Origin of the sequence: Hyphomicrobium sp. LHD-15, assembly GCF_031157355.1 — a bacterium.
Classification (GTDB): domain Bacteria; phylum Pseudomonadota; class Alphaproteobacteria; order Rhizobiales; family Hyphomicrobiaceae; genus Hyphomicrobium_C.
This window is the reverse complement of record NZ_JAVIFT010000002.1, coordinates 261339-285447: the sequence shown is the minus strand read 5'-3', so window position 1 is coordinate 285447 and position 24109 is coordinate 261339. Positions and strand designations below refer to the sequence as shown.

The following is a 24109-nucleotide window of genomic DNA, read 5'->3' as shown; positions in this document are numbered from 1 at the left end:
TGCGCCGGAGATGAGGTGACCATCTCGCCCCCGAAATCAGGCGATTCTCGGCGCTGTCCGTGACACTCTATATAGTGTAGTCGCCTTTATCCTTTTAGAACTTTGGTCAAAGTGGTGCCGAGCGAAGCCGGGCTGTCGGCGATGGCGATCCCAGCGCGACGCATAGCTTCCACTTTGTCTTCGGCGCGCCCCTGTCCGCCGGAGATAATCGCACCCGCGTGTCCCATCCGCCGTCCGGGAGGTGCCGTTACACCGGCGATGAATCCGGCCATCGGCTTTTTGCGGCCCTTCTTGGCTTCCCTGATCAGATATTCGGCTGCTTCTTCTTCAGCCGATCCGCCGATTTCACCGATCATGATGATGGAGTGGGTGTCGGGATCGGAAAGGAACAGATCCAGCACGTCGATGTGCTCGGTCCCCTTCACCGGATCGCCGCCGATACCGACCGCCGTCGACTGGCCGAGCCCCGCGTCCGTCGTCTGCTTCACCGCTTCATAGGTGAGCGTGCCGGACCGCGAGACGATGCCGACCGTCCCTTTACGAAAGATGCTGCCCGGCATGATGCCGATCTTGCAGGCATTCGGCGTCAGAACGCCGGGGCAGTTGGGTCCGATCAGGCGCGACTTCGACCCAGAGAGAGCCCGCTTCACCTTGACCATGTCGAGCACCGGAATGCCCTCGGTGATGCAGACGATCAGCGGCATCTCCGCATCGATCGCCTCGAGAATGGCGTCGGCCGCGAACGGTGGCGGAACGTAGATCGCGGTGGCTGTAGCGCCGGTCTTGACCTTGGCTTCGTGCACCGTGTTGAACAGCGGCAGATCCGCCAGTTCGGGATCCGGATGCTTCGACCCGCCCTTGCCGGGCGTGACGCCGCCGCCGACCTTGGAGCCGTAGCTACGCGCCTGCTTGGTGTGGAACGTGCCTTGAGCGCCGGTGAGGCCCTGGCAGATGGTGATCGTGGACTTGTCGACGAGAATGGCCATGTCGTCTCTCTAAATTGTCGTCTCTCTTGTCGGAGAAGTTCGGGGATGCGTCGCCGAAAGGCGCCGCTCCCTAGGCTGCGGTTTTGATAGCAGAGGTGATTTTCGCGGCCGCATCGGCAAGATCATCTGCCGGCACGATCTTGAGCCCGCTCTTGGCGAGGATCTCCTTGCCGAGCTCCACGTTGGTGCCTTCGAGCCGGACGACCAGCGGCACATTGATTGCCATCTCGCGCGCAGCCGCCACGATGCCTTCCGCGATGATGTCGCAACGCATGATGCCACCGAAGATGTTGACCAGGATGCCCTTCACCGAAGGATCGGACAGGATGATCTGGAACGCGGACTTCACCTTCTCCTTGGAAGCACCACCGCCCACGTCGAGGAAGTTGGCGGGCTCCGCGCCATAGAGCTTGATGATGTCCATCGTCGCCATGGCAAGACCGGCGCCGTTCACCATGCAGCCGATCGAGCCGTCGAGCTTCACATACGAAAGCTCGTGCTTCGCCGCCTCGATCTCCATCGGGTCTTCTTCCGTCTCGTCGCGCAGCGCAACGATATCGGGATGACGGAACAGCGCGTTGCTGTCGAAGCTCATCTTGGCGTCGAGCGCCGTGAGATCGCCTTCCTTGGTCACCACCAGCGGGTTGATCTCAAGTAGGCTCAGATCCTTTTCGAGAACCAGCTTGTAGAGCCCTTCGATCATCTTCGCGCACTGCTTGATCTGGTCGCCCTTGAGGCCCAGCGCGAATGCGATCTTGCGGCTGTGGAACGGCTGCAGGCCGCTCGCAGGATCCACCGTGAGCGTCAGGATCTTCTCCGGCGTGTCATGGGCCACCTTCTCGATGTCCATGCCGCCTTCGGTCGAGGCGATGAACGCCACGCGCGAGCTGGCGCGATCGACGAGGGCCGAAAGATAAAGCTCACGACCGATGTTTGCGGCGTCCGAGATATAGATGCGCCGAACGATGCGACCGGCCGGGCCGGTCTGAATGGTGACGAGAGTTTTGCCCAGCATCTGCGCGGCGAGGTCACGCGCTTCCGCCGGCGTCTTGGCGAACCGAACGCCGCCCTTCTCGCCCGCTTCCTTCTCTTTGAAATGGCCCTTGCCGCGACCACCCGCATGGATCTGCGCCTTGACGACCCGGACCTCTGTCTGGATGCCGGCTGCAATCTTCTCGGCCTCCTCTGGCGTGAAAGCAGCGCCGCCACCCGAAGTCGGCACCCCATACTGACGGAGAAGCTCCTTGGCCTGATGCTCGTGAATATTCATGGCTGCGCGTAGGTCCTCTTGATGCGTGCCGGAAGGCTTATTCCGGCGTCATGACGGCCGCATGCTCCGCAGGGACAACCGGATGGAAACAGTCCGGCGAGAAGCACGATCGATCGAAAAACTCAGGGCATTGAGAATTCAAGAACCCTGGAGCAGGGCTATAAGCTGGCAAGCAAAAAACCGAGGGGAACCGGAAGCGGGGTTTCCTCACCCCGCCACCTCTAGGTCCCATCCGGATCCCGCACCGGCGCGTATCAGGCCCCGAGCTGCGGGTTGATCTTGATGCACGCATCGACCAGACCCTTCACGGATTCGATCGACTTCATGAGCATCGAGCGTTCGGCAGAGTTGAGGTCGATCTCGACCACCCGCTCCGTTCCGCCCGCGCCGATGATCGACGGCACACCAATATAAAGCCCTTTAACACCGTATTCCCCGTTCAGGTACGCGGCGCAAGGCAGCACGCGCTTCTTGTCCTTGAGGAAGCTTTCGGCCATCGCGATCGCGGAAGCCGCAGGTGCGTAGTAAGCCGATCCGGTCTTGAGCAGAGCCACGATCTCGCCGCCGCCCTTGCGCGTGCGATCGACGATCTGATCCAGCCGCTCCTGCCGGATCCATCCCATTTTCACGAGGTCCGGCAAGGGAATACCGCCGACGCTGGAGTAGCGGACCAGCGGCACCATGTCGTCGCCATGCCCGCCCAGCACGAACGCCGAGACATCCTCGACCGAAACGTGGAACTCTTCCGAAAGGAAGTGGCGGAAGCGCGCCGTATCGAGCACGCCGGCCATGCCGACCACCATGTTGCGCGGAAGTCCGGAAGACTTCTGCAGCGCCCACACCATGGCGTCGAGCGGGTTGGTGATGCAGATCACGAACGCGTTCGGCGCATACTTACGGATACCGGCGCCGACCTGCTCCATGACCTTGAGGTTGATTCCGATCAGATCGTCGCGGCTCATGCCCGGCTTGCGCGGCACGCCCGCGGTGACGATGCAGACGCTCGCGCCTTCGATGTCGGCGTAGGCGTTGGTGCCCTTGAGGTTGCAATCGAAACCTTCCACGGCACCGGACTGCGCGATATCCAGGGCCTTACCCTGCGGCAGCCCCTCCGCAATGTCGAAAATCACGACATCGCCCAGCTCCTTGAGACCGATCAGGTGAGCGAGTGTTCCACCGATCATTCCACCGCCGATCAACGCGATCTTGGTCCGCGCCATTTCTTCCATTCTCCCTGGAGGCTTGAGCCCTTCCCTGGGGCCCTAGGTTGATGAAGTGGGTGTGCGTCCCGATGAAATCTTGGACCGGCCCACATCCGGCTTATGTGAAACTTCGGTCTTCGTAGGACGAAAAGAGGGGGCGCTCAAGCCCGTCCGCACCTCAAACAGGTTCTTTAGACGAAAGCAGCGTAGCGCTTCATCACCCGCCCGACACCATGCATAAATTTTGGACCAAAAGCACTTCCGAACCGGCCGGCCCAACGCCTGATTCATAAGCCTCATCGGAAGCCGAAGCACATCGGTGACTAGCCCCCAGCCCCCGGTCGGACACTGCGCGCAAGGTAGGCTTCACTTCGCATTTCCATGAGGCGCGACGCCGTCCGCTCGAAAAGCTGCGCGCCGTCCCCCTCGGGGTAAAGCCGATCCGGCTCGGCCTCCGCGGAAACGATGAGGCAGTTGCGGTTGTCGTAGAGCGTATCGATCAGGTGGATGAGCCGCCTCGCTTCGTTGCGGCGCGCCGGAGTCAGCATCGGGATACCCTCGACGACGAGGGTATGGAAAGAGTGGGCGATGTGGAGATAGTCGAGAGCACCGAGCGGCTTTTCGCAAAGATCCGCGAACCCGAACCTGGCGACCCCCATCGAGGCCATTGGCACCTGAACGTGCCGCCCTTTGACATCGACCGAAGTCGGCGCGCCGGGATGATTTCCCGTCAACCGGACCCAATGCTCCTCCACGCCGGCTTTGGCCTGAGCATCCAAGGGCGAGAAATAGAGCTTCCGCCCCGCCAGCTTATCGAGGCGGAAATCCTTTGCGCTCTTGAGCTCGAACACCTCCACGGTATCTTCGAGCAGCGCGATGAACGGCACGAACAGTTGTCGGTTGAGCCCGTTCCAATAGAGCCGGTCGGGAGGCGCGTTGGAAGTTGCCACCACCACCAGTCCGCGCGCGAACAGCGCCTTGAACAAGCGCGCGAGGATCATCGCATCGGCGATGTCGGTGATGGTCAGTTCGTCGAAGCACAATAGTCCGGCCTCCGCCGCGATCTCGGCTGCAACGAACGGGATCGGATCGCCGTCCGTCGTCGCCCGACCGCGCTGGATGCGGTCGTGCACCTCGCTCATGAACTCATGAAAGTGCAGCCGGCGCTTCGGCGTGAAGGTCACCGCCTCGAAGAACAGGTCCATGAGCATGGTTTTGCCGCGCCCGACCGCGCCGTGAAGATAGAGCCCCCGCGGTGGCGCGGAGCGCGGCCGGAACAACGAGGAGAAAAACCCGCCCCGTCCGTTGGCCTGCCAGTCCTCGAGCGCCGAAGCCAACGCATCGAGCCGGAGCACCGCCTCCCGCTGCGCCCCGTCCGGCTCGATCTCCCCGAGCGCAACCCGCCGCTCGTACTGCTCGAGAAGTCGTCCTGCCATGGGTGCCCCGATTTGCCCTGCCGAATGCACTTATCCGAAACCGGGCGCGTCCGGACAAGCAGCGAGAGGTCGCTTGATAGCAAGCAGCCGATCGCAGGCGCGGAGCAGCGCGACGAAAGTAGCCCGCGGCCAAGACAACGCCCCGCCCCACAAAACGCGCGCATCTTCGCGGCACCCGCCTGGGATCTGCGAGACACGCAACGCAGCCAAGCGGTTTTTGCGGTGCAGCGAAGCCAAATGCCCACAGTCGCGGGAAAACGACGAAACATCGCGTCTTTCGCCACTTATTTGGCGCATTGTGCATCGCACAACAAAACCTATATGGCTTAATCGCGCGGCGAAATCGCTTGCCGCGCCGAATCGCCGCCGGATGTGGGCGCTGCCTTGTTTAGCGCACGATCGAGGATCATCCCGGCCGCGATTCAGTCTGGAGGGATTGACGCAATGAGTGATCATGCGCGTTCGAACGGGATTGTCCGCAAGCTCTGGCCGCAGGAACAGGCGAAGTTCCGCGACCATCTTCTGCGCCTCGACAAGACCAGCCGCACGATGCGCTTCGCGCACGGCGTCTCGGATAGCTTCATCGAGGACTACGCCGCTCACATGACGGACGCCGGATCGACCATCTTCGCCTACATCGAGGATGGCGAGGTCCGCGCCGCATCCGAACTGAAGAAGCTGGGCGAGACCTGGGGCCGGGAGGCCGAGGCCGCGCTTTCGGTGGAGGTGGCGTTCCAAGAGAAGGGCCTCGGCACCGAACTGATGGGCCGGGTAATCCGCGCCGCCCGCAACCGTGGTGTCCACCTGATTTACATGAGCTGCCTCGCATCCAATGCAAAGATGCAGGCCATCGCCCGTAAGCATGAAGCCGATCTGCGGTTCGAAATGGGCGAGGTGATCGGCGAGATCGTACCTCAGGAGCCGAACTACTTCTCGCTCCTCGCAGAGGCTGTCGAAGACCGCATGGGCTTCATGATGGCGGTGCTCGATCTGCAGCGTCGCGTCGTCAAAGCTGCGTAGAAAAACGCGCGCGACTCAAATTTTTAAACATCAAGAGTCATTTTCGAGACTGCGAGAACTCGTTTTCGATTCCGTTTTCTGCACCTCGCAGCTCACACGGAGTCGAGAGCGACGACTTAGCGACTTAGAATATCGACGTTTTTGTTGAATTCACGCAACACTTTTGGTCGATTGCGGAGAAATCTGCAGGCTGAATCCACTTTACGTGTCAACAAAATCATCGAATTTGCTCATGATTTTTTTGTTCGAAATGATTCGAACTCTAGAGGGAGAGACTACTATGGCTAAAGCTGCTGTTAAGAAGACCACTGCTCGTAAGCCCGCTGCAAAGAAGCCGGCTGCTCGCAAGGCTGCAAAGCCTGCTGCACGCAAGGCTGTCAAGAAGCCGGCCGCTCGCAAGGCTGCAAAGCCTGCTGCAAAGAAGCGGAAGGCCGCCTAAGGCGGGACCGCCGACCCCCGCCTCTGTCTGGGCAACAGGGCGGGTGCTGGCGGGTGCCTCTCGGGGCACATTTTCCAAACTGAAGACCGGTGGCAGCGAGACGCGCCATCGGTCTTGTTGTTTCTAGAACCCGAAACGAAACGCCTTCGAAAACGAAATCCGAATCACGAATACACCGTGATCGGCGCAATACGCGGGAAACGCGCTTTCTCGGCTCCGAAATTCAATCGGACTCGGGCACATGGCTGACGGCTTCGATATTGTGGCCGTCGGGATCGATAACGAAAGCCCCGTAATAATTGGCGTGATAATGCGGCCTCAAGCCCGGCGCCCCGTTGTCTTTCGCGCCCGAAGCAAGCGCCGCCTCGTAGAACGCCCGCACCTGGGCCCGGTCCTTGGCGGCAAACGCCACATGCAGCCGTCCCGTGAACGGCTTCCCCGTCCCAATCCAGAACTGAGGCCGCTGCGCACCGAAACCGGCGTAGCCGGCAGGACCGCCCTCGTCCGAAAGGTCGACCTCCTTGAGCAGTTGCAGGCCGAGTGACGCCAGCACCGTGGTGTAGAAGGCCTTCGACTTCGCAAAGTCCGAAACGGGCAAACCGATATGGTCCAGCACGCGGATCCCTTTCTGTTGGAGAGCAACCGAACGGAGGGCGTCGATCCTAGACCATGATCGCTTCGGACCCTATTAGTCCGAAGCGTGAATCATAGGTCTCGCTAAAATGACCATGATCGCTTCGGACCCCATCAGTCCGAAGCGTGAATCATCGGTCTCCACTAGCAGACGTGTCTAGGCCCCGTCCTCCAGCGAGGCGACGAGGACGCTAAACCGATCCGGCCTGACCTGAATCTTAAACGCGCCGCTGCACCATGAGCTTCTTGAGCTCGGCGATCGCCTTGGCCGGGCTCAGGCCCTTGGGGCAAGCCTTGGCGCAGTTCATGATCGTATGGCAGCGATAGAGCCGGAACGGATCCTCGAGGTTGTCGAGCCGTTCGCCGGTTGCTTCATCGCGGCTGTCGATGACCCAGCGATAGGCCTGCAGCAACGCGGCCGGCCCGAGATAGCGGTCTGAATTCCACCAATAGCTGGGGCACGACGTCGAGCAGCACGCGCAAAGAATGCATTCGTAGAGCCCGTCGAGCTTCTCGCGATCGTCTCGGGACTGCTTCCACTCCTTGGGCGGCGCCGCCGTATCGGTTTTGAGCCAGGGTTCGATCGAGCGGTGCTGCGCATAGAAGTTCGTCAAATCCGGAACCAGGTCCTTGACCACCTTCATATGCGGCAGCGGGTACACTTTGACCGCGCCCTTGACCTCGTCCAGCCCCTTGAGACAGGCCAGATCGTTGGTTCCGTCGATGTTCATGGCGCACGACCCACAGATGCCCTCGCGGCACGAGCGGCGGAAGGTCAGGGTCGGATCGATCTCGTTTTTGATCTTGATGAGCGCGTCGAGCACCATCGGCCCGCACTGCTCCTCGTTGATCCAATAGCTGTCGATGCGAGGGTTTTCCTCGTCGTCCGGGCTCCAGCGATAAATCCGGAACTCCCGCCACTTCCCTTCGGCATCGGGCGCATTCCACGTTTTACCCGTCTTGATCTTGGAATTTTTGGGAAGCGTAAGTTGAACCATGGAGTGCGAGCCTCGTGGTCGAACAAAAGAAGGTAAAAAAGCGATATCCCCTTCTCATGAAACCCGGATCGGGCACTGTCAACGCCTTGCCCGCCTCGTCGCATGCGGTCCTTTGCCAGCCTAGACTTTAGTTCCGTGTCCGTATGCGTCTTTTCCCGCCCTGTGGGCACTGACACGGTTGCAGATGCGCCGCAGCGACAAATTCTCCGGGGCCACGCTTCTGCTCGAAATGAATGAAGCACTTTTTGGCATTGTATTTCATATGGATATGCTGTCATAAATCCACAGCGTCCGGCCATTAGAACGAAGTCGCCCGGCCACTAGGCCCGGGAGCAGAGCGCAGGCAGAGGGCCACGCTCGTTGCATCGTCCACGAGACAATGGAGATTAGCGTGAACAGCAAGTTCATCGCCATCACCGCGGCTACCGCCGTCGGTATGGGCGCGTTTGCCTGTGCGGCTTTGGCACGCGACCAGGTCAAGGTTGCAGGATCCTCGACGGTTCTGCCTTACGCCAACATCGTTGCCGAGCAGTTCGGCAAGGCCTTCGGCAACCTCAAGACCCCGATCATCGAGTCGGGCGGTTCGGGCGCTGGCATCAAGCAGTTCTGCGCCGGCGTGGGCGAGGACAAGATCGACGTCGCCAACTCCTCGCGCAAGATCAAGGACACCGAAATTGCCGATTGCGCCAAGAACGGCGTGAACGACATAGTCGAAGTGAAGTTCGGCTACGACGGCATCGTGTTCGCCGTTGACGCTGGCGCCGGCGAATGGAAGATCGAGCCCAAGGATCTCTACCTGGCTCTCGCCGCTGAAGTGCCGAAGGACGGCGCACTCGTCGCCAACACGGCGAAGACCTGGAAGGAAGTGAACCCGGCTCTCCCCGAGTGGCCGATCGTCGCCTTCATCCCGGGCGAGAAGCACGGCACGCGCGAAGTCTTCGAGGAGAAGATCCTGCACGCCGGTGCCAAGGCAACGGGCGCTGACAAGCTGCTCCTCGCCAAGGCCGAAGGTAAGGACGACGCCGAGAAGAAGAAGAACGCCGACAAGGCTGCCGTCAAGGTCCGCAAGGACGGCGCTGCAGTTGACATCGACGGCGACTACACCGAGACGCTGGCTCGCATCGAGAGCAACAAGCAGGGCGTCGGCGTGTTCGGTCTCTCGTTCTACGAGAACAACAAGGACAAGCTGAAGGTTGCCAGCATCAGCGGCGTCGAGCCCTCGCTCGAGACCGTTGCCTCCGGCAAGTATCCGGTTTCCCGTCCGCTCTTCTTCTATGTGAAGAAGGCTCATCTCGGCGTGGTTCCCGGCCTCAAGGAGTACGTGGAATTCTTCACCAGCGACAAGGTTCTCTCGGCTGACGGCCCGCTCGTCGAATACGGCCTCGTGCCGCTCCCCGACGCAGAGCGCAAGGAAGTCCAGGAGCTCGTGAAGTCCGGCAAGACGCTGGCGACCGCAGCAAAGTAAGGCGCCAGCCTCGCCTTTGATGCTCTGAGTTGCTGACGCTACAGGAGTTGAGGAGGGGGAGCCGGCCACGTTTTGCCGCTCTCCCTCTTCGTTATCTTTCGGATCCCGGTGAACCGCCGAAAGAGCCGAAGGAACCGACCAAACCGCCGTTGCGAGCGAGGAAAAAACCCCGTGTCGACGTCTCTCTTGTTTTTAATCGTGATCGCCCTCGGCATCGTCGGGTGGTTTTTGGGCAACTGGCGCGCACGCGCATCCGTTGGCGGAAAGACCTCCGCCCTTCATTCCCGGCCCGGCTACTACGGCGCTTACGTCCTTCTGTGGACGACGCTCCCTGCGGTGTTCCTGATCATCGTCTGGAACGTGCTGTCCCCGATCGCGGTTTCTTCCTTGGTCACCGCAAAACTCCCGGAAAATATTCAGAACGGTCCCGAACAGGCTCGCGCGCTGACCATGTCGACGGTGCGCATGATCGAGAACGGCCTCTCGAAGCTGTCTCCTGAGGACCTCGACAAAACCGCCGACCCGGCGACCGACGTCAAGGCGCTGCTGATGAGCAAGGGCGCTCCGCTTGCCGTCACCCCCGAGCCTTTCGCAGTCGACGCCGCCCGCTATCAGCTGACCCTCAAGAATTCGAGCCAGCTCCTGCTCACCCTGTCATCGATCGGCCTGGCCGCGCTTGGCCTCGCCTTCGCTCTTTTCCAGGTGAGCCCCAAGCTGCGCTCTCGCAACGCCGTCGAAACGGTCGCCCTCGCCGGCCTGCTTGGCTGCTCGATGGTTGCGATCCTGACCACGCTCGGCATCGTGCTTTCGATGCTGTTCGAGAGCATCCACTTCTTCTCGATCGTGCCGATCCAGAACTTCCTGTTTGGCACCGTCTGGGATCCGCGCTTCTCGTCCGCCGGCTCCGGCAGCGGCGGAGGCGGCGAGTTCGGCTTGCTTCCTCTACTCTGGGGCACGCTCTACATCTCGATCGTCGCGCTCCTGGTTGCGGTCCCCGTTGGCCTTTTCAGCGCCGTCTACATGTCGGAGTACGCTTCGAGAGGCGTCCGCATGACGGCCAAGCCGCTTCTCGAAATTCTGGCCGGCATCCCGACCATCGTCTACGGCTTCTTCGCGCTGATCACCTTCGGTCCGCTGCTCCGCGATCTCGGCGCCCACGTCGGCCTCTCGATCTCGGCAACGAGCGTGCTGACCGCTGGCCTGATCATGGGCGTAATGCTGATCCCGTTCGTGTCGTCGCTCTCCGACGACATCATCAACGCGGTGCCGCAATCGTTGCGGGAGGGCTCTTACGGGCTCGGCGCGACGCAATCCGAAACCATCAAGCGCGTTATTCTTCCAGCCGCGCTGCCGGGCATCGTCGGCGCGATCCTTCTCGCCGCTTCACGTGCCATCGGCGAAACGATGATCGTCGTTCTCGCGGCGGGCATCGCACCCAACCTGACGCTCAACCCGTTCGAGCCGGTGACCACCATCACCGTGAAAATCGTGAGCCAGCTGACCGGCGACCTCGAGTTCAACTCGCCTCAGACGCTCGTCGCCTTCGCGCTCGGCCTCACGCTCTTCGTCTTCACGCTCGCACTCAACATTTACGCGCTCTACATCGTGCGCAAGTATAGGGAGCAGTACGAATAATGACTGTGGACACAGCCCCTATGGCAACTGAAGCCCTGGACTCTCCCCGCTCGAAGCAAGCCATGAAGGCGCGTATTGCACGCCGTTACGCCGCTGAACGACGCTTCCGCGCTTATGGCGTTGCCGCGATCCTGTTCGGCTTGACGTTTCTCGTGGCGCTCTTCTCGACGATCATGGTGCGTGGCTACTCCGCGTTCCTTCAGTCGGCGTTCACGCTCGACGTCCATCTGGACCCGAGCGCCTTCGGATCGACGACACCTCCGTCGGAAACCGATATCCGGATGGCGGATTATACCAAGCTTGCCAACCGCGCGTTGTTCCAGGCGCTTGGCGTCGATCCTGCCAACAAGGCTGACGCGCGCGCCGCCTCTCAGCTGCTGTCGCAGAATGCCGACGTCCAGATCCGCAAGACCGTCGAAGCCGATCCCACAGTCATCGGCAAGTCGGTTCAGCTGAGCCTTCTCGCGCACGGCAACGTCGATACCCTGATGAAGGGCCACTTCGACCGCTCCGTTCCCGAAAATCGCCGGCAGCTCTCGGACAAGCAGCTCGGCTGGCTCGACAAGGCCGCCGAAGCCGGCCTTCTCGGCAAGCACTTCAACACCGGTCTCTTCACGTATGGCGCATCGAGCAAGCCTGAATCCGCTGGCGTCGGCGTCGCGCTCGTCGGCTCGCTCTACATGATGGCGATCGTTCTTCTGATTGCCGTCCCGCTCGGCGTCGCCGCGGCCGTCTATCTCGAAGAGTTCGCACCGAAGAACCTGCTGACGGACACCATCGAGGTCAACATCAACAACCTCGCGGCCGTCCCGTCGATCGTGTTCGGTCTCCTTGGCCTCGCGATCTTCATCAACTTCATGGGCATCCCGCGCTCGGCCGCTCTTGTCGGCGGCTTGGTGCTGGCGCTCATGACGCTGCCCACGATCATCATCGCGACGCGCGCGGCCGTTGCCGCTGTTCCTCCGTCGATCCGCGAAGCGGCCCTCGGCGTCGGCGCCTCGAAGATGCAGTCGATCACCCACCACGTCCTGCCGTTGGCGGTTCCCGGCATCCTCACCGGCACCATCATCGGCCTAGCCAAGGCCTTGGGTGAAACCGCGCCTCTCTTGATGATCGGCATGGTCGCCTTCGTCGTCGACTTCCCGACCACCCCGCTCGACTCGGCAACCGCGCTTCCGGTTCAGATCTACATGTGGGCCACGGCCGCCGAACGCGGCTTCGTCGAGCGCACGGCCGGCGCCACGCTGATCCTGCTGGCCTTCCTCGTGTGCATGAACGTCACCGCCGTCATTCTGCGTCGCCGTTACGAGCGTCGCTGGTAGCACCCCTTTCAAAGTTGGAGCCTGAAATGCTGAACGTACAAACCAACGAGTTGCAACAGGGCGCGACCAAGCTCGGGGGCGCATTGAACCCCCACAAGGTCGCCGCCAAGGATGTCAGCGTCTATTACGGCGAGAAGCGCGCGCTGTTCGACGTGACCGTCAACATTCCCGATCGCGGCGTCATGGCGTTCATCGGCCCGTCCGGCTGCGGAAAGTCCACGTTCCTGCGCTGCATCAACCGCATGAATGACACCATCCCGATCTGCCGCGTCACCGGCAAGATCACCATCGAGGACGAGGACATCTACGATCCGTCCCTCGACGTCGTGCAGCTCCGCGCGCGCGTCGGCATGGTGTTCCAGAAGCCGAACCCGTTCCCGAAGTCCATCTACGAGAACGTCGCTTACGGCCCGCGCATTCACGGCCTTGCGGGCTCGAAGGCCGAACTCGATCACATCGTCGAGACCAGCCTTCAGAGAGCCGCGCTCTGGAAGGAAGTGAAGGATCGCTTGAACGATCCCGGCACCGGCCTCTCCGGCGGTCAGCAGCAGCGCCTTTGCATTGCCCGCGCCGTCGCCGTGAGCCCGGAAGTCATCCTGATGGACGAGCCCTGCTCGGCTTTGGATCCGATCGCAACGGCGAAGGTCGAAGAACTGATCGACGAGCTGAAGCAGAACTTCTGCATCATCATCGTCACTCACTCGATGCAGCAGGCCGCGCGCGTATCCCAGCGGACCGCGTTCTTCCACCTCGGTGTCCTTGTGGAAGAAGGCGCGACCAACGACATCTTCACCAACCCGAACGATCAGCGCACCCAGGATTACATCACCGGCCGCTTCGGCTGATGCGTCACACACGCTAGGAACGCACACAATGACCACCGCGCGAAAGTCGCTACTGACCGGCTTCATGCCGTGGCTTTCCCCGCGTCGGGAAGTGCCTGTGACTGCGTCTACCGCTGCCCCGGCCGCAAGGCCCAAAGGAGACCCTATGAACGAGCATATCGTAAAATCCTACGAGGAAGAGCTTGCCCTCCTCGACAAGAAGATCGCGCAGATGGGCGGCCTTGCCGAGCACATCCTCGGCCACGCTTTCGACGCCCTCGAACGCCGCGACCCGAAGCTCGCCGAACAGGTTGTTCGCAACGACAAGCAGATCGACCAGCTCGAGCGCGAAATCGAAGAGCAGGTGATCTCGATGATCGCCCGCCGCCAGCCGCTCGCCAACGACCTTCGTCACGTGATGGCGGCGCTGCGCATCACCGGCGACCTCGAGCGCATCGGCGATCTCGCCAAGAACATCGCCAAGCGCGCACTCGCGATCGCTCATGAATCGCACCCGAAGCCCTTAATGACCGGCATGCGCCACATGGGCGAACTGGCGTTGGCCCAGCTTAAGCAGGTTCTCGACGCCTACGCCGCCCGCGACGCCGATCGCGCGCTCGCCGTCTGGCGCGACGATGAGAACATCGACTCCATGTACAATTCGCTGTTCCGCGAGCTTCTGACCTACATGATGGAAGACCCGCGCAACATCGGCCTGTCCACGCACCTCCTGTTCGGCGCCAAGAACATCGAGCGCGTCGGCGATCACACCACCAACATCGCCGAGACGGTTCACTTCCTGGTGCGTGGCGTCAACATCACTGACGATCGCCCGAAGGGCGACGACACCAGCTCCACTCTGTTCTCGAAAAGCTGAGTGCGCGCGTTTTTTGAAATGAGCATGAAAAGATGACGGCTAAAATTCTTCTGATTGAGGACGAAGCGCCCCTCGCCGAGATGTTGCGATACAATCTCGAGGCGGAGGGATTCCGTGTCGCCCACGCTGAGAATGGCGAAGAAGCCGAGATCCTCGTCGCCGAGGAGAAGCCCGACCTTTTGGTGCTCGATTGGATGCTTCCCGGCGTATCCGGCATCGAGATCTGCCGGCGCATGCGCGCCCGGATGGAAACCAAGTCCATTCCGATCGTCATGCTGACCGCCCGCGGCGAAGAGGGAGACCGCATTCGCGGTCTCTCGACCGGCGCGGACGACTATGTCGTGAAGCCGTTCTCGCTTCCCGAGCTGATGGCACGCGTCAAGGCGATCCTGCGCCGGTCTTCACCGGACCGCCTCGCCGACGTCCTCCGCTTTGCCGACATCGAACTCGACCGACCGGCCCACAAGGTCACCCGCGGCCTGCGCGAGGTGCATCTCGGCCCGACCGAATTCCGCCTTCTGGAATTCCTGATGGAAAGCCCGGGCCGGGTCCTGTCGCGCTCCCAGCTTCTCGACGGCGTCTGGGGTCGCGATGCCTACGTCGACGAACGCACGGTAGATGTGCACGTCGGCCGCCTGCGCAAGGCGCTCATCCGTGGCAAGGAACGCGATCCGATCCGCACCGTTCGCGGCTCCGGCTACGTGTTCGGCGAACGCAACGGCGCCTGAGCCGGCAAGCGACACGCAACCCCGGACAAAGCAGCAGGGCAGCTCCACTTCACTGCCGCGCCCCTTACGAACATGTCTGGATCCCGACCTTCGTCGGGATGACGTTGGTATTGGGCAGCCGATCGCATCCTCTTGTTCGTCACACCGGCGAAGGCCGGTGTCCAGACACGCCAAATCCGGCAGGTCCGATTGCCACTTCCTGCCCGTTGCCCGCTGCCTGTTGCCCACGCTGCAACACGTCTCAGCCGCACTCGCGACAAAAACTACCCTTACTGAAGATCCTGGATCACGACAGGCCGGGGGTTGATCGGCACTATCGCGTATTGCGCTTGCAAAGAGGGCTCTAGAGACCGCTCCCGCCTCGGACGACATCCGTCCGAAGCGTGAAGAACAGGTCTCAGCAAACTCCCCGCAAGCCTCTGGAATAGGTCGACACCCATGGAGTACGCGCCGGAAACGGGGCGCGCGCGCGAATTCTTCGCGCGCTCATTTAAGCTCGGGCTTCTCCCGGACGCCGCCAATGGCGAAGCCGATCCATTACCCGGACGCGATCTCAAGAAGCTCGTCCTGATCATCGGACTTGGCACGCTCTCGTGGGTCGCAACCTACGTCGGCATGCTCGAGCTGATCGAAGCCAACATGGGCGACCTGCCGCTGATCCATAAGCTGATCATCGGCTTCTCGGTCGCCATGCTGATGACCATGATCGTCTGGCTGCTCGACCAGATGTTCACGCCCGTCGGCACCCTGACGCGCCTCGCCTACATCGCGGGCTACCTCTTCCTCAGCATCATCTCGGTCGGTTTCGGCTTTGGCTTCTACTGGAAGGTGCTCGAAAGCCGCGCCGAAAGCTCACGCTCGGCGGAATCGGCCGTCACAGCGGTGCAAAGCTCGCTCAACGGCGCCTCCACGCGCCTCGAGCAGCTCAACGCCACCCTCCTCCAGCTCGCTGCCGTCTCGCACAACAAGGCCGAGACCGAGCGTACCAAGGGAACCTCCTGCCCCAACAGCAAACCCGGCGACGGCCCCCGCCGCCGCATGCGCGACGAGGACGCCGCCCGCTTCGGCTTCGCTTCCGAGTTCGTTGCCGGCCGCGTCGCCGCCGTCAAAGCCGACATGGCGGCCCTCGACGGCGACCTCGCAAAGATCGCGAGCAAGGATGCCTCGATCGTCGATCCCAAGTCCGGCACCCGCAACGAGTTCATGAAGGCGTTGAGCCGCAAGCTCGACATGACGGTGTCGAGCTTCAACGCGCTGCGCACTGATCCCCAGTTGAAGCAGATGCGCCAGGATCTGGAGGACCGCGCCAACCGCACGACCTTTGGCGACCCCAAGAACGGCGGCTTCGTCTGCCCGGACGCCGAGCTGAGCCAGGCCCTCCGCGGGGCGGGTCGCGCCATCGCCGAGCTGCCGGTTCTCGAAAAGCCGACGATCGCCGCCGTCGAAGGATCGGAAGCCACCATCGAGGCGTTCCGCCGCCTCACCACGACCTTCTATGGGCTTCTCGCATTCAAGCTTCCGCCCTCGGCCGACGAGCTGCGCGAGCTGCAGAAGAAGGCGATGCAGTCGGTCGAGGCCGGTCCCTCCGCCATCGCCACCGAGGAAGGCGGGCTCTCGAAACGAGATTATGTGCCTCTCGCCGTCGCCATCTTCGTCGACATTTGCCTCTTCCTGGTCTCGATCGGCCGCAGCCCCCACCGCCTGCACGGGCTGGTGCCCAAGATGCGCGAAGCCGAACGCGGCCCCGTGATCGAAATCCTCTCCCGTTTCAACGACATCCATCGCGATCCCGAGATCCGCGAGAACTTCGAGTTGTTCCGCCACGTCGTGTTCGATGTCCACGGCGCCTATTACGTGGCCGTCCCGCTCGACGCACCGCCCCACGCCGGCTTGACCGAGCGCGAGGAGCTGCGCACGGAGGCCCAGCTTCTCGCCAACCTGTTCACCAGCTTCGAGAAGGACAAGATCTTCCGCCGCACTTGGACGCCCTTCCCCGGCGTCGTCCGTAGGAAGCTCGCCAGGCAAGGCTCGAAGTTTGCGGGTTCTGAGGCCTTCCGCATCTATAAGTTCCGCGACGGCGCCTGGTCCGAGTTCATTCTCGGCGCCGTCATGGGGGCCGCGCGGCGCGCGGAGGCGGAAGCAAACCGCCGGCGCATCGAGCGCGATCTCCTGCGCCCGGCCGAGCCGACCTTCCGCCCGGCGATGGCGCCGTTCGCCGGTCCGACATTCGCCGAACCGGCCTTCGAACCGCTCGTACGCGAAACGAGCCCGTTCCAGACCATCCGGCCGCGCCCCGAGCCGGCGTTCACCCGGCCCGAGCCGACCCGGAGTGAACAACGCCCGCAGCCGCGCGCGCCGTCCCGCAGGCCCGCCTCGCACATCCCTTCCGAAGTGTTCGGTCCCTACGCCATGAGCGCGGAAGCTGAATTGAACGCAGCCGGCGCGTTCGACGACGACGAGAGCATCCAGGAGCCGGCCAATTCCAACACCGCGCCGAGCCGCCAGGCGGACGTGCTGCCGCCCAAATCCGAGCAGACGCCGCGCGGCGCCGAACCGGCTGCACCGCGTACGCACGTCGACGTCATTCTGAAGCGCGAGACCGCCACCGTGACGCTTCCGCTCGAGACTGCGGGCGAAAGCGGCGGTCTGATCGGCCGCCTGGGCCAGGCTCTGAACGAGATCGCACCCGAGCCCAAAAATTTTTCCGAGCTTACGCTTTCGTCCGAGGCTGCGACCAATGAACTCCGTTCGATCGGTACCCCTTGGTCAACACACCAAGAGAGACACAATGACGAATCCGAGCCGATTGAATCGGTTGCGTCAGATATCTCAACCGATCCCTCAACGTCTGACGCGGCGACGATCGCCGGACGCTTGCGTCCTGTGATCGCCAAAGCGTGAGTGGGAAAAATTCTAGCGCCTTACGCGCGCCGTCACGAAACACTTGATTAACCGTCTTGGCGCCAAATGAGCTGCACGACAACACGACGGGACCTTCGAACTCCGTTCGATCCCAAATAAGGACAAAACGAATGCGCTTCAGTCCAAAAGCTCGCATGAATGTCGTAACCAAGGAAGACAAGGAAGAACGGCTGAGAGCATTCATTGCTCGTCACATCGAAGCGCAGCGCGCCCTTGGCGCCCCCGCCACGGACATCACCTATCGCTTGCTGGCTCTCTCTGCCGAAAGCCCCGCCGCCAGTGCGCTCGACAAGCTCGCACCCGAGCTGTCCGCCGCCGGCATCAAGGTCGAAGCGCTCCTCGTTCGCCGCTCGTCCACCGCAATGCCAGCGACGACCGACTGCCGTTTCGTAACCGACATTCGCCTTCTCGACGCCCACGAGCAGCTCGTCCTCGACGCGACCACCGTTTGGATCGGCGACTGCATGCGCCGCGATCCCCTGCGCCGCGACTCCTATGAGCTCTATTCCGAGGCCTGCCCCGCGACCGCGACCCGTGCCATACGCTCGTTCGCGCAGATCTGGCGCGCCGCCGGTCCGTCCGGCAGCTTGACCTCCGAGCGCAAATGGAGCGGCCCTCGCCAGCCGAGCCTGTTCGACCCGTCGCTGCTTGCCGGTGCCGAAGCCGCTCCCCTGCCGGCGTTGCTGCGGCACTGATCCCGCGCCACCCGAAACCAGGCATTTCAAGAAAGCCGGCCTCCCTCGCGGAAGCCGGCTTCTTCGTTTTGGGGATCCGACGGGGTCAATGTTCCGCATTGAGCGGAACTTGCCGGTAAATTCACTCTTGCCGCCAACGTTTGATCATTCGCGTCTGATGGTCTGACGCTGCGCCACGAGCCAATGCTATTGTCAGCTTACGAAATTTTGGCTTTGGCCAGGTTCGTCACGAGCGTCCCCCGGACGGCTGTTCCTTAGGAAACAGCGATCGTTTCCGGTCATCCGCTAAGGGGCGCGGTAGGTAAGTGATCCGAAGGTGACAGTGCGATGCGCTTTTTTCAAAGCATGCTGATGTGTGTGTTGGTTCTGGCAGGTCTCGCGACCGCGAGCGCCCAGGAACGGCCGTTCGCCCACAAGGGCGTGGCCAAGGATGCCGAGCGCTACGAAACGTACATCAAAGACACCTGGAAGCCCGACGGACGCAAACCCGGCGATCTGAAACTCGCTGCCGAGCGCCTGCTCGGCCCCGACCCGCGCGCAGCCTCGCGCACGTTCGCGATCGCCGTCGCCAGCGACGACAAGAACCCGGAAAACTGGATCGGCCTTGCCAAGGCGCTGCTCGCCATCAAGCCCGACGACAAGGGTTCGGAGTCATACGATCTTCCCGTCAATGCCTCGGGTGCCGCCTACCGCGCCTATACGCTGGCAACCGACAAAGCCGTCAAGGCCCGCGCCCTCGCGGTTCTCGGCGACGCGATGCAGCGCCGCTCCTACTGGCGCCCCGCAATCGAATCTCTGAAATCGAGCCTGTCTCTGGTCGAAGCCGCCAACGTCCGCGAAGCTTACGAAAAGCTGCGCGCCGAGCACGGCTTCCGCATGACCGACTATTCGACCGACAGCGACGCCGCCACGCCTCGCGTCTGCATCCAGTTCTCTGAGAACCTGTCGCGCGCGCAGACCGACTTCGCCAAGTTCGTCTCTGTCAACGGGCGCGATCCCCAATCGGTCGCCGCCGAAGGCAGCCAGCTCTGCATCGACGGCGTCGAGCACGGCCAGCGCTACGAGATCCAGATCCGCTCTGGCCTGCCGTCCGACGTCAACGAGCCGCTTCCGAAGCAGGTGACGCTCGCCGTCTACGTTCCGGACCGCAAACCGAGCGTGCACTTCACCGGCAAGAGCTATGTCCTGCCGAGCCGCGGCCAGCAGGGCATCCCGCTCGTCGCGATCAACACCGGCATGGTTCAGGTCGAAGTCTACCGCATCGGTGATCGCAACCTCGCCAACGCTCTCTCCAACGGCAATCTCGATCGCCAGCTACAGGGCTACGAGCTCGAGACCATCAAGAGCAGCACCGGCAGTCTCGTCTACAAGGGCGAGCTGGACGTCCCGACCAAGCTCAACTCTGAGGTCACTGCGGCTTTCCCGGTCAGCGAAGCCATCGGCGAGCTGAAACCCGGCGCCTACGCGATGGTCGCGCGCCCGGCAGATCTCACCCAGGACAGCTGGCGCGAGCAGGCCACCCAGTGGTTCATCGTCTCCGACCTCGGCCTTACGGCGGTGTCCGGCGACGACGGCATCCATGCGTTCGTCCGTTCGCTCGCCAGCGCCGATCCGGTCTCGAAAGCCAGCGTGCGCCTGGTTGCCCGCAACAACGAGGTTCTCGCCACCGCCACCACCGACGCCAATGGCTACGTCCGCTTCGCGTCCGGCCAGTCCAAGGGCGAAGGCGGCGATGCGCCTGCCATTCTCGTCGCTGAAAACGGTGCCGGCGAATACGCCTTCCTCGATCTCACCTCGAACGCATTCGATCTATCTGATCGCGGCGTGAAGGGGCGCGACGCTCCCGGCCCCCTCGATGGCTACCTCTACACCGAACGCGGCGTCTATCGCCCGGGCGAGGAGGTGAACGTCACCGCCATCGTTCGCGACAACAACGGCGCCGCGGCTTCGCTCCCAACCACCTTGATCGTCGTCCGTCCCGACGGCGTCGAGCACGGCCGCTACACGCTGACCGATCAGCAGATCGGCGCCCGCTCGCTGCGCCTGACGCTTGGCGGCGGCGCGATGACCGGTACCTGGCGCGCGCGTCTGCACGCCGATCCCAACGCCGATGCCATTACCCAGGTCTCGTTCCTCGTCGAGGATTACGTTCCCGAGCGCCTGGATCTCACGCTGAAGGACGGCGCCGGCAAGCTCGCGCCCGAGGAAACCAAGACCATCGACGTCGCCGGCCGCTACCTATACGGCCCCCCGGCCGCTGGCCTCGATGTCGAAGGCGACATCGTCGTCAAGGCATCCACCAAGGATCTCGAAGGCTTCGCGGGCTATCGCTTCGGCGAGGCTGACGAAACCGTGAGCCCGGTCCGCCAGCCTTTGGAGGAAATCTCCGAGACCGACCAGCAGGGCAACGCGGCGCTCAGCGTCAAGCTGCCGGCCGTCACCAAGACCGCGCGCCCGCTTGAGGCCAACGTCATCGTCCGCCTGCGCGAAAGCGGCGGTCGCTCGATCGAGCGCTCGATCACGCTGCCGGTAAACCTTGGCGATCCTCGCATCGGCATCAAGCCGCTGTTCTCGACCAGCGCCCTCGGCGAAGGTGAGAAAGCCAACTTCGAGGTCGTTCTGCTCGACGGCGACAACAAGCCCGTCGCCGCCAACCTCGACTGGCAGCTCGTCCGCCTCGACACCTCGTGGCAGTGGTATCGCCGCGACGGCTCCTGGGGCTACGAGAGCCAGACCATCACCCGCAAGATCGCAAGCGGCAAGCTCGACGCCAACGGCACGACGCCCGCAACCATCTCTGCCGACGTCGACTATGGACGCTATCGCCTTGAGGTAAGCTCTTCGGCGACAGCCGGTACGCTGTCGAGCGTCGTCTTCAATGCCGGCTGGTATAACGCCGGTGAGACCGCCGACAGCCCCGAGATGCTCGACGTCGCGCTCGACAAGGAAACCTACCAGCCCGGCGAGACGGCGAAGCTCCGCATCGCCTCCAAGCAGGGCGGCAAGGCACTTGTCGCCGTGCTCGGCAACGGCTTGCTCTCCGCCAAGGAAGTCGAAATCTCCAAGGGTGGCGGCGACGTGGAATTGACCGTCGGCGACAATTGGGGTCCGGGCGCCTACGCCACGGCCCTCCTCTATCGCCCGATGGACGAAGTCGCGAAGCGCATGCCGAGCCGCGCCATCGGCGTCCGCTGGATCGGCGTCGACCAGGCCAAGCGTACGCTCAAGGTCGCGGTTCCCACCGAAGCCAAGGTCAAGGGCGCGTCCGAGCTCACGATCCCGGTCAAGATCGAAGGCCTCGAAGCCGGTGAGGAAGCGCGCGTCACGGTCGCGGCCGTTGACGTCGGCATCCTGAACCTCACCCGCTATCAGGTGCCTGCGCCTGAGCTGCACTTCTATGCGCAGCGCAAGCTCGCCCTCGAGCTGCGTGACTTCTACGGCCGCCTGATCGACGGCATGCGCGCCGAGCGCGGCAAGCTGCGCTCCGGCGGTGACGGCATGGAAGGTTCCGGCCTCCAGGGCACCCCGCCCGTCGAGGAGACTGTCTCCTACTACTCCGGCATCGTAACCGTGGGACCGGACGGCACCGCCAACGTCACCTTCGCGCTTCCGAGCTTCAACGGCACCGTACGCGTGATGGCTGTCGCCTGGACCAAGACCAAGCTCGGCCACGGCACGAGCGACGTCATTGTCCGCGACGAAGTTGCCCTTACGGCATCCGCGCCGCGCTTCCTGACGCTCGGTGACGAAGCCATCGTCGATCTCTCACTGCACAACGTTGACGGCCCGGCGGGCTCTTATAACGCCAAGATCGTCGACCAGACCGAAGGCGAGACCGCCCTTGCCGAAGAGACCGTCGCTCTCAAGAGCGGCGAGCGTAAATCGCAGCAGGTGACGTTCAAGCCAGCCGAAGTCGGCCAGCGCCTCTACGACGTGCGCGTTTCGGGTCCGAACGGCATCGCGATCTCGCGTCGCCTTACGCTCGACATCAAGCCGCCCGCAGGCGACATCCGCCGCACCACCGTCAGCTCACTCGCGCCCGGCGGCAAGCTCACGCTGTCGAAGGATCTGCTGGCCGGCCTGATCAAGAGCCGCACCAAGGTCAACGTCTCGGTCGGCCCGGCCGCAACCATGGACGTGCCCGGCTTGCTGACCCAGCTCGATCGCTACCCCTACGGCTGCGCCGAGCAGACGGTGTCACGGGCCCTTCCCTTGCTCTACGCCAACGCCGTTGCCGCCAACATCGGCATCGGCACCGACAAGGCACTGAAGGAGCGCGTTCAGGGCGCCGTCGCCCGCGTCTTCGACATGCAGGACAGCTCCGGCGCGTTCGGAAGCTGGGGCCCCGGCAACGGCGACCTCTGGCTTACGAGCTACGTCACCGACTTCCTGACCCGCGCTCGCGAAGCCGGCTACGATGTGCGCCAGCTTCCCTTCAACCAGGCTCTCGACCGCCTGCAGAACTTCGCACTCAACGGCGAAGACTTCTCGGAAGGCGGCGAAGCCCGCGCTTACGCCCTCTACGTACTGGCTCGCAACAGCCGCGCGCCGGTCGGCGAGCTGCGCTACTACGTCGACACCAAGCTCGACAAGTTTACGACGCCCCTCGGCAAGGCGCAGCTTGGTGCTGCCCTCGCCATGGTCGGTGACAAGGAACGCGCCGAGACGGCCTTCAAGGCCGCCCTCGATAGCTTCTCCGAACAGGACAAGCTGAAGCTCGCTCGCTCCGACTACGGCTCCGACATCCGCGACGGCGCCGCCCTCGTGACGCTCGCGTCCGAGACCGGCATCGTGAAGTCGGAGACACCGCGCCTCGTCAACGTGATCGCCAAGGCTTACGGAGCACGCAACTACACATCCACACAGGAGCAGGCATGGATGCTGCTCGCAGCCCACGCCCTCGGCGAGCAGACCAAGTCCACCAAGCTCACCCTTGACGGTTCGCCGATCACCGGCACGCTGCTCCGCACGATCGCGCCGGGGGATCTTGAGGAAGACCTCGTCATTACCAACGACGGAGACACCGCAACCGACGCAGTCGTCACCGTCATCGGCGCCAGCCTGACGACGGAGCCCGCCATCTCGAAGGGCTTCAACATCGAGCGCAAGTACTACACGCTCGATGGCAAGGAGGTCGATCTTGCTAGTGCCAACGGCGGCAAGAGCGAACTCGCGCAGAACGATCGCCTCGTCACCGTGCTCAAGATCACGAGCGACGAAGCCGCCGGACGCGTACTGCTTGTCGATCGCCTGCCGGCTGGCCTCGAGATCGAAAACCCGCGCCTCGTAGACAGCGGCGACATCAAAACGCTCGACTGGCTGAAGACCACGCTGCGCCCCGATCACACGGAATTCCGCGATGATCGTTTCGTAGCGGCGTTCAACCTCTGGGGCACCTCGTCTTCCTCCTCGTCCAGCAACGGCGGCGACGGAGACGGCGGTGACGACGAGGGCGGCAGCGACGACGACGGCAACGGCAGCGGTCCCGACACCACCAAGGCTCCGGCCTCGCAGGCAACCGTCGCCTACATCGTCCGCGCCGTAACGCCCGGCTCGTTCATCCACCCGGCCGCGACCATCGAGGACATGTACCGTCCGGAGCGCTATGCGCGCTCGGGCGCCGGTACCCTCGTCGTCACGGCCAAGAAGAACTAGGG

Annotated in this window: 17 protein-coding genes; 11 read left to right on the top strand and 6 right to left on the bottom strand. The window is 63.0% G+C overall.

Annotation, left to right across the window (positions count from 1 at the left end; translation table 11 throughout):
• Positions 1 to 86 precede the first annotated feature (86 nt).
• The 4 genes from sucD to zapE form a co-directional block, all read right to left on the bottom strand.
• A complete protein-coding gene (gene sucD, locus RCO24_RS08030; protein WP_308961313.1) occupies positions 87 to 986 on the bottom strand; it encodes a succinate--CoA ligase subunit alpha in 900 nt (299 codons plus the stop codon).
• Between the two features lie 70 nt (positions 987 to 1056).
• Positions 1057 to 2256, bottom strand: coding sequence for an ADP-forming succinate--CoA ligase subunit beta (sucC, locus tag RCO24_RS08025; RefSeq protein WP_308961312.1), 1200 nt, complete (start codon positions 2254 to 2256; stop codon positions 1057 to 1059).
• 254 nt (positions 2257 to 2510) lie between these two features.
• On the bottom strand, positions 2511 to 3476 hold the full coding sequence (gene mdh, locus RCO24_RS08020) for a malate dehydrogenase (protein WP_308961311.1): 966 nt from the start codon (positions 3474 to 3476) through the stop codon (positions 2511 to 2513).
• Positions 3477 to 3781: 305 nt separating this feature from the next.
• A complete protein-coding gene (gene zapE / locus RCO24_RS08015) occupies positions 3782 to 4894 on the bottom strand; it encodes a cell division protein ZapE (RefSeq protein WP_308961310.1) in 1113 nt (370 codons plus the stop codon).
• A 444-nt stretch (positions 4895 to 5338) separates the two neighbouring features.
• Here zapE and RCO24_RS08010 point away from each other — a divergent pair, with 444 nt between their 5' ends.
• The gene (locus tag RCO24_RS08010; protein WP_308961309.1) at positions 5339 to 5914 is read left to right on the top strand and encodes a GNAT family N-acetyltransferase; all 576 of its coding nucleotides are present in this window, start codon (positions 5339 to 5341) and stop codon (positions 5912 to 5914) included.
• A 280-nt stretch (positions 5915 to 6194) separates the two neighbouring features.
• Positions 6195 to 6353: a hypothetical protein gene (locus RCO24_RS08005; RefSeq protein ID WP_308961308.1), complete on the top strand. Its 159-nt coding sequence runs from the start codon at positions 6195 to 6197 to the stop codon at positions 6351 to 6353.
• Positions 6354 to 6576: 223 nt separating this feature from the next.
• On the opposite strand, the gene RCO24_RS08000 is transcribed toward RCO24_RS08005, so the two are convergent.
• Both RCO24_RS08000 and RCO24_RS07995 read right to left on the bottom strand, forming a co-directional pair.
• A complete protein-coding gene (locus tag RCO24_RS08000) occupies positions 6577 to 6969 on the bottom strand; it encodes a VOC family protein (RefSeq protein WP_308961307.1) in 393 nt (130 codons plus the stop codon).
• Between the two features lie 235 nt (positions 6970 to 7204).
• Complete coding sequence (locus RCO24_RS07995; protein WP_308961306.1) at positions 7205 to 7984, bottom strand: succinate dehydrogenase iron-sulfur subunit; 780 nt, start codon at positions 7982 to 7984, stop codon at positions 7205 to 7207.
• 379 nt (positions 7985 to 8363) lie between these two features.
• Here RCO24_RS07995 and RCO24_RS07990 point away from each other — a divergent pair, with 379 nt between their 5' ends.
• From RCO24_RS07990 to RCO24_RS07950, 9 genes are all read left to right on the top strand, one after another.
• Entirely contained in the window at positions 8364 to 9449 is a 1086-nt protein-coding gene (locus tag RCO24_RS07990) for a substrate-binding domain-containing protein (protein ID WP_374990938.1), read from the top strand.
• 171 nt (positions 9450 to 9620) lie between these two features.
• Positions 9621 to 11084: a phosphate ABC transporter permease subunit PstC gene (gene pstC / locus RCO24_RS07985; protein ID WP_308961305.1), complete on the top strand. Its 1464-nt coding sequence runs from the start codon at positions 9621 to 9623 to the stop codon at positions 11082 to 11084.
• 20 nt (positions 11085 to 11104) lie between these two features.
• Complete coding sequence (pstA, locus tag RCO24_RS07980) at positions 11105 to 12406, top strand: phosphate ABC transporter permease PstA (protein ID WP_308961304.1); 1302 nt, start codon at positions 11105 to 11107, stop codon at positions 12404 to 12406.
• 26 nt (positions 12407 to 12432) lie between these two features.
• Positions 12433 to 13251 carry a phosphate ABC transporter ATP-binding protein PstB gene (gene pstB, locus RCO24_RS07975; RefSeq protein WP_374990937.1) on the top strand — a complete coding sequence of 273 codons (819 nt, stop codon included), beginning with the start codon at positions 12433 to 12435 and terminating at the stop codon, positions 13249 to 13251.
• Positions 13252 to 13396: 145 nt separating this feature from the next.
• Positions 13397 to 14107 carry a phosphate signaling complex protein PhoU gene (gene phoU / locus RCO24_RS07970; protein WP_308961303.1) on the top strand — a complete coding sequence of 237 codons (711 nt, stop codon included), beginning with the start codon at positions 13397 to 13399 and terminating at the stop codon, positions 14105 to 14107.
• A gap of 32 nt (positions 14108 to 14139) precedes the next feature.
• Positions 14140 to 14835: a phosphate regulon transcriptional regulator PhoB gene (gene phoB / locus RCO24_RS07965; protein ID WP_308961302.1), complete on the top strand. Its 696-nt coding sequence runs from the start codon at positions 14140 to 14142 to the stop codon at positions 14833 to 14835.
• Positions 14836 to 15273: 438 nt separating this feature from the next.
• The gene (locus RCO24_RS07960) at positions 15274 to 17736 is read left to right on the top strand and encodes a hypothetical protein (protein ID WP_308961301.1); all 2463 of its coding nucleotides are present in this window, start codon (positions 15274 to 15276) and stop codon (positions 17734 to 17736) included.
• A gap of 131 nt (positions 17737 to 17867) precedes the next feature.
• Positions 17868 to 18452 carry a hypothetical protein gene (locus tag RCO24_RS07955; RefSeq protein WP_308961300.1) on the top strand — a complete coding sequence of 195 codons (585 nt, stop codon included), beginning with the start codon at positions 17868 to 17870 and terminating at the stop codon, positions 18450 to 18452.
• 327 nt (positions 18453 to 18779) lie between these two features.
• A complete protein-coding gene (locus RCO24_RS07950; protein ID WP_308961299.1) occupies positions 18780 to 24107 on the top strand; it encodes an alpha-2-macroglobulin in 5328 nt (1775 codons plus the stop codon).
• Positions 24108 to 24109 lie beyond the last annotated feature (2 nt).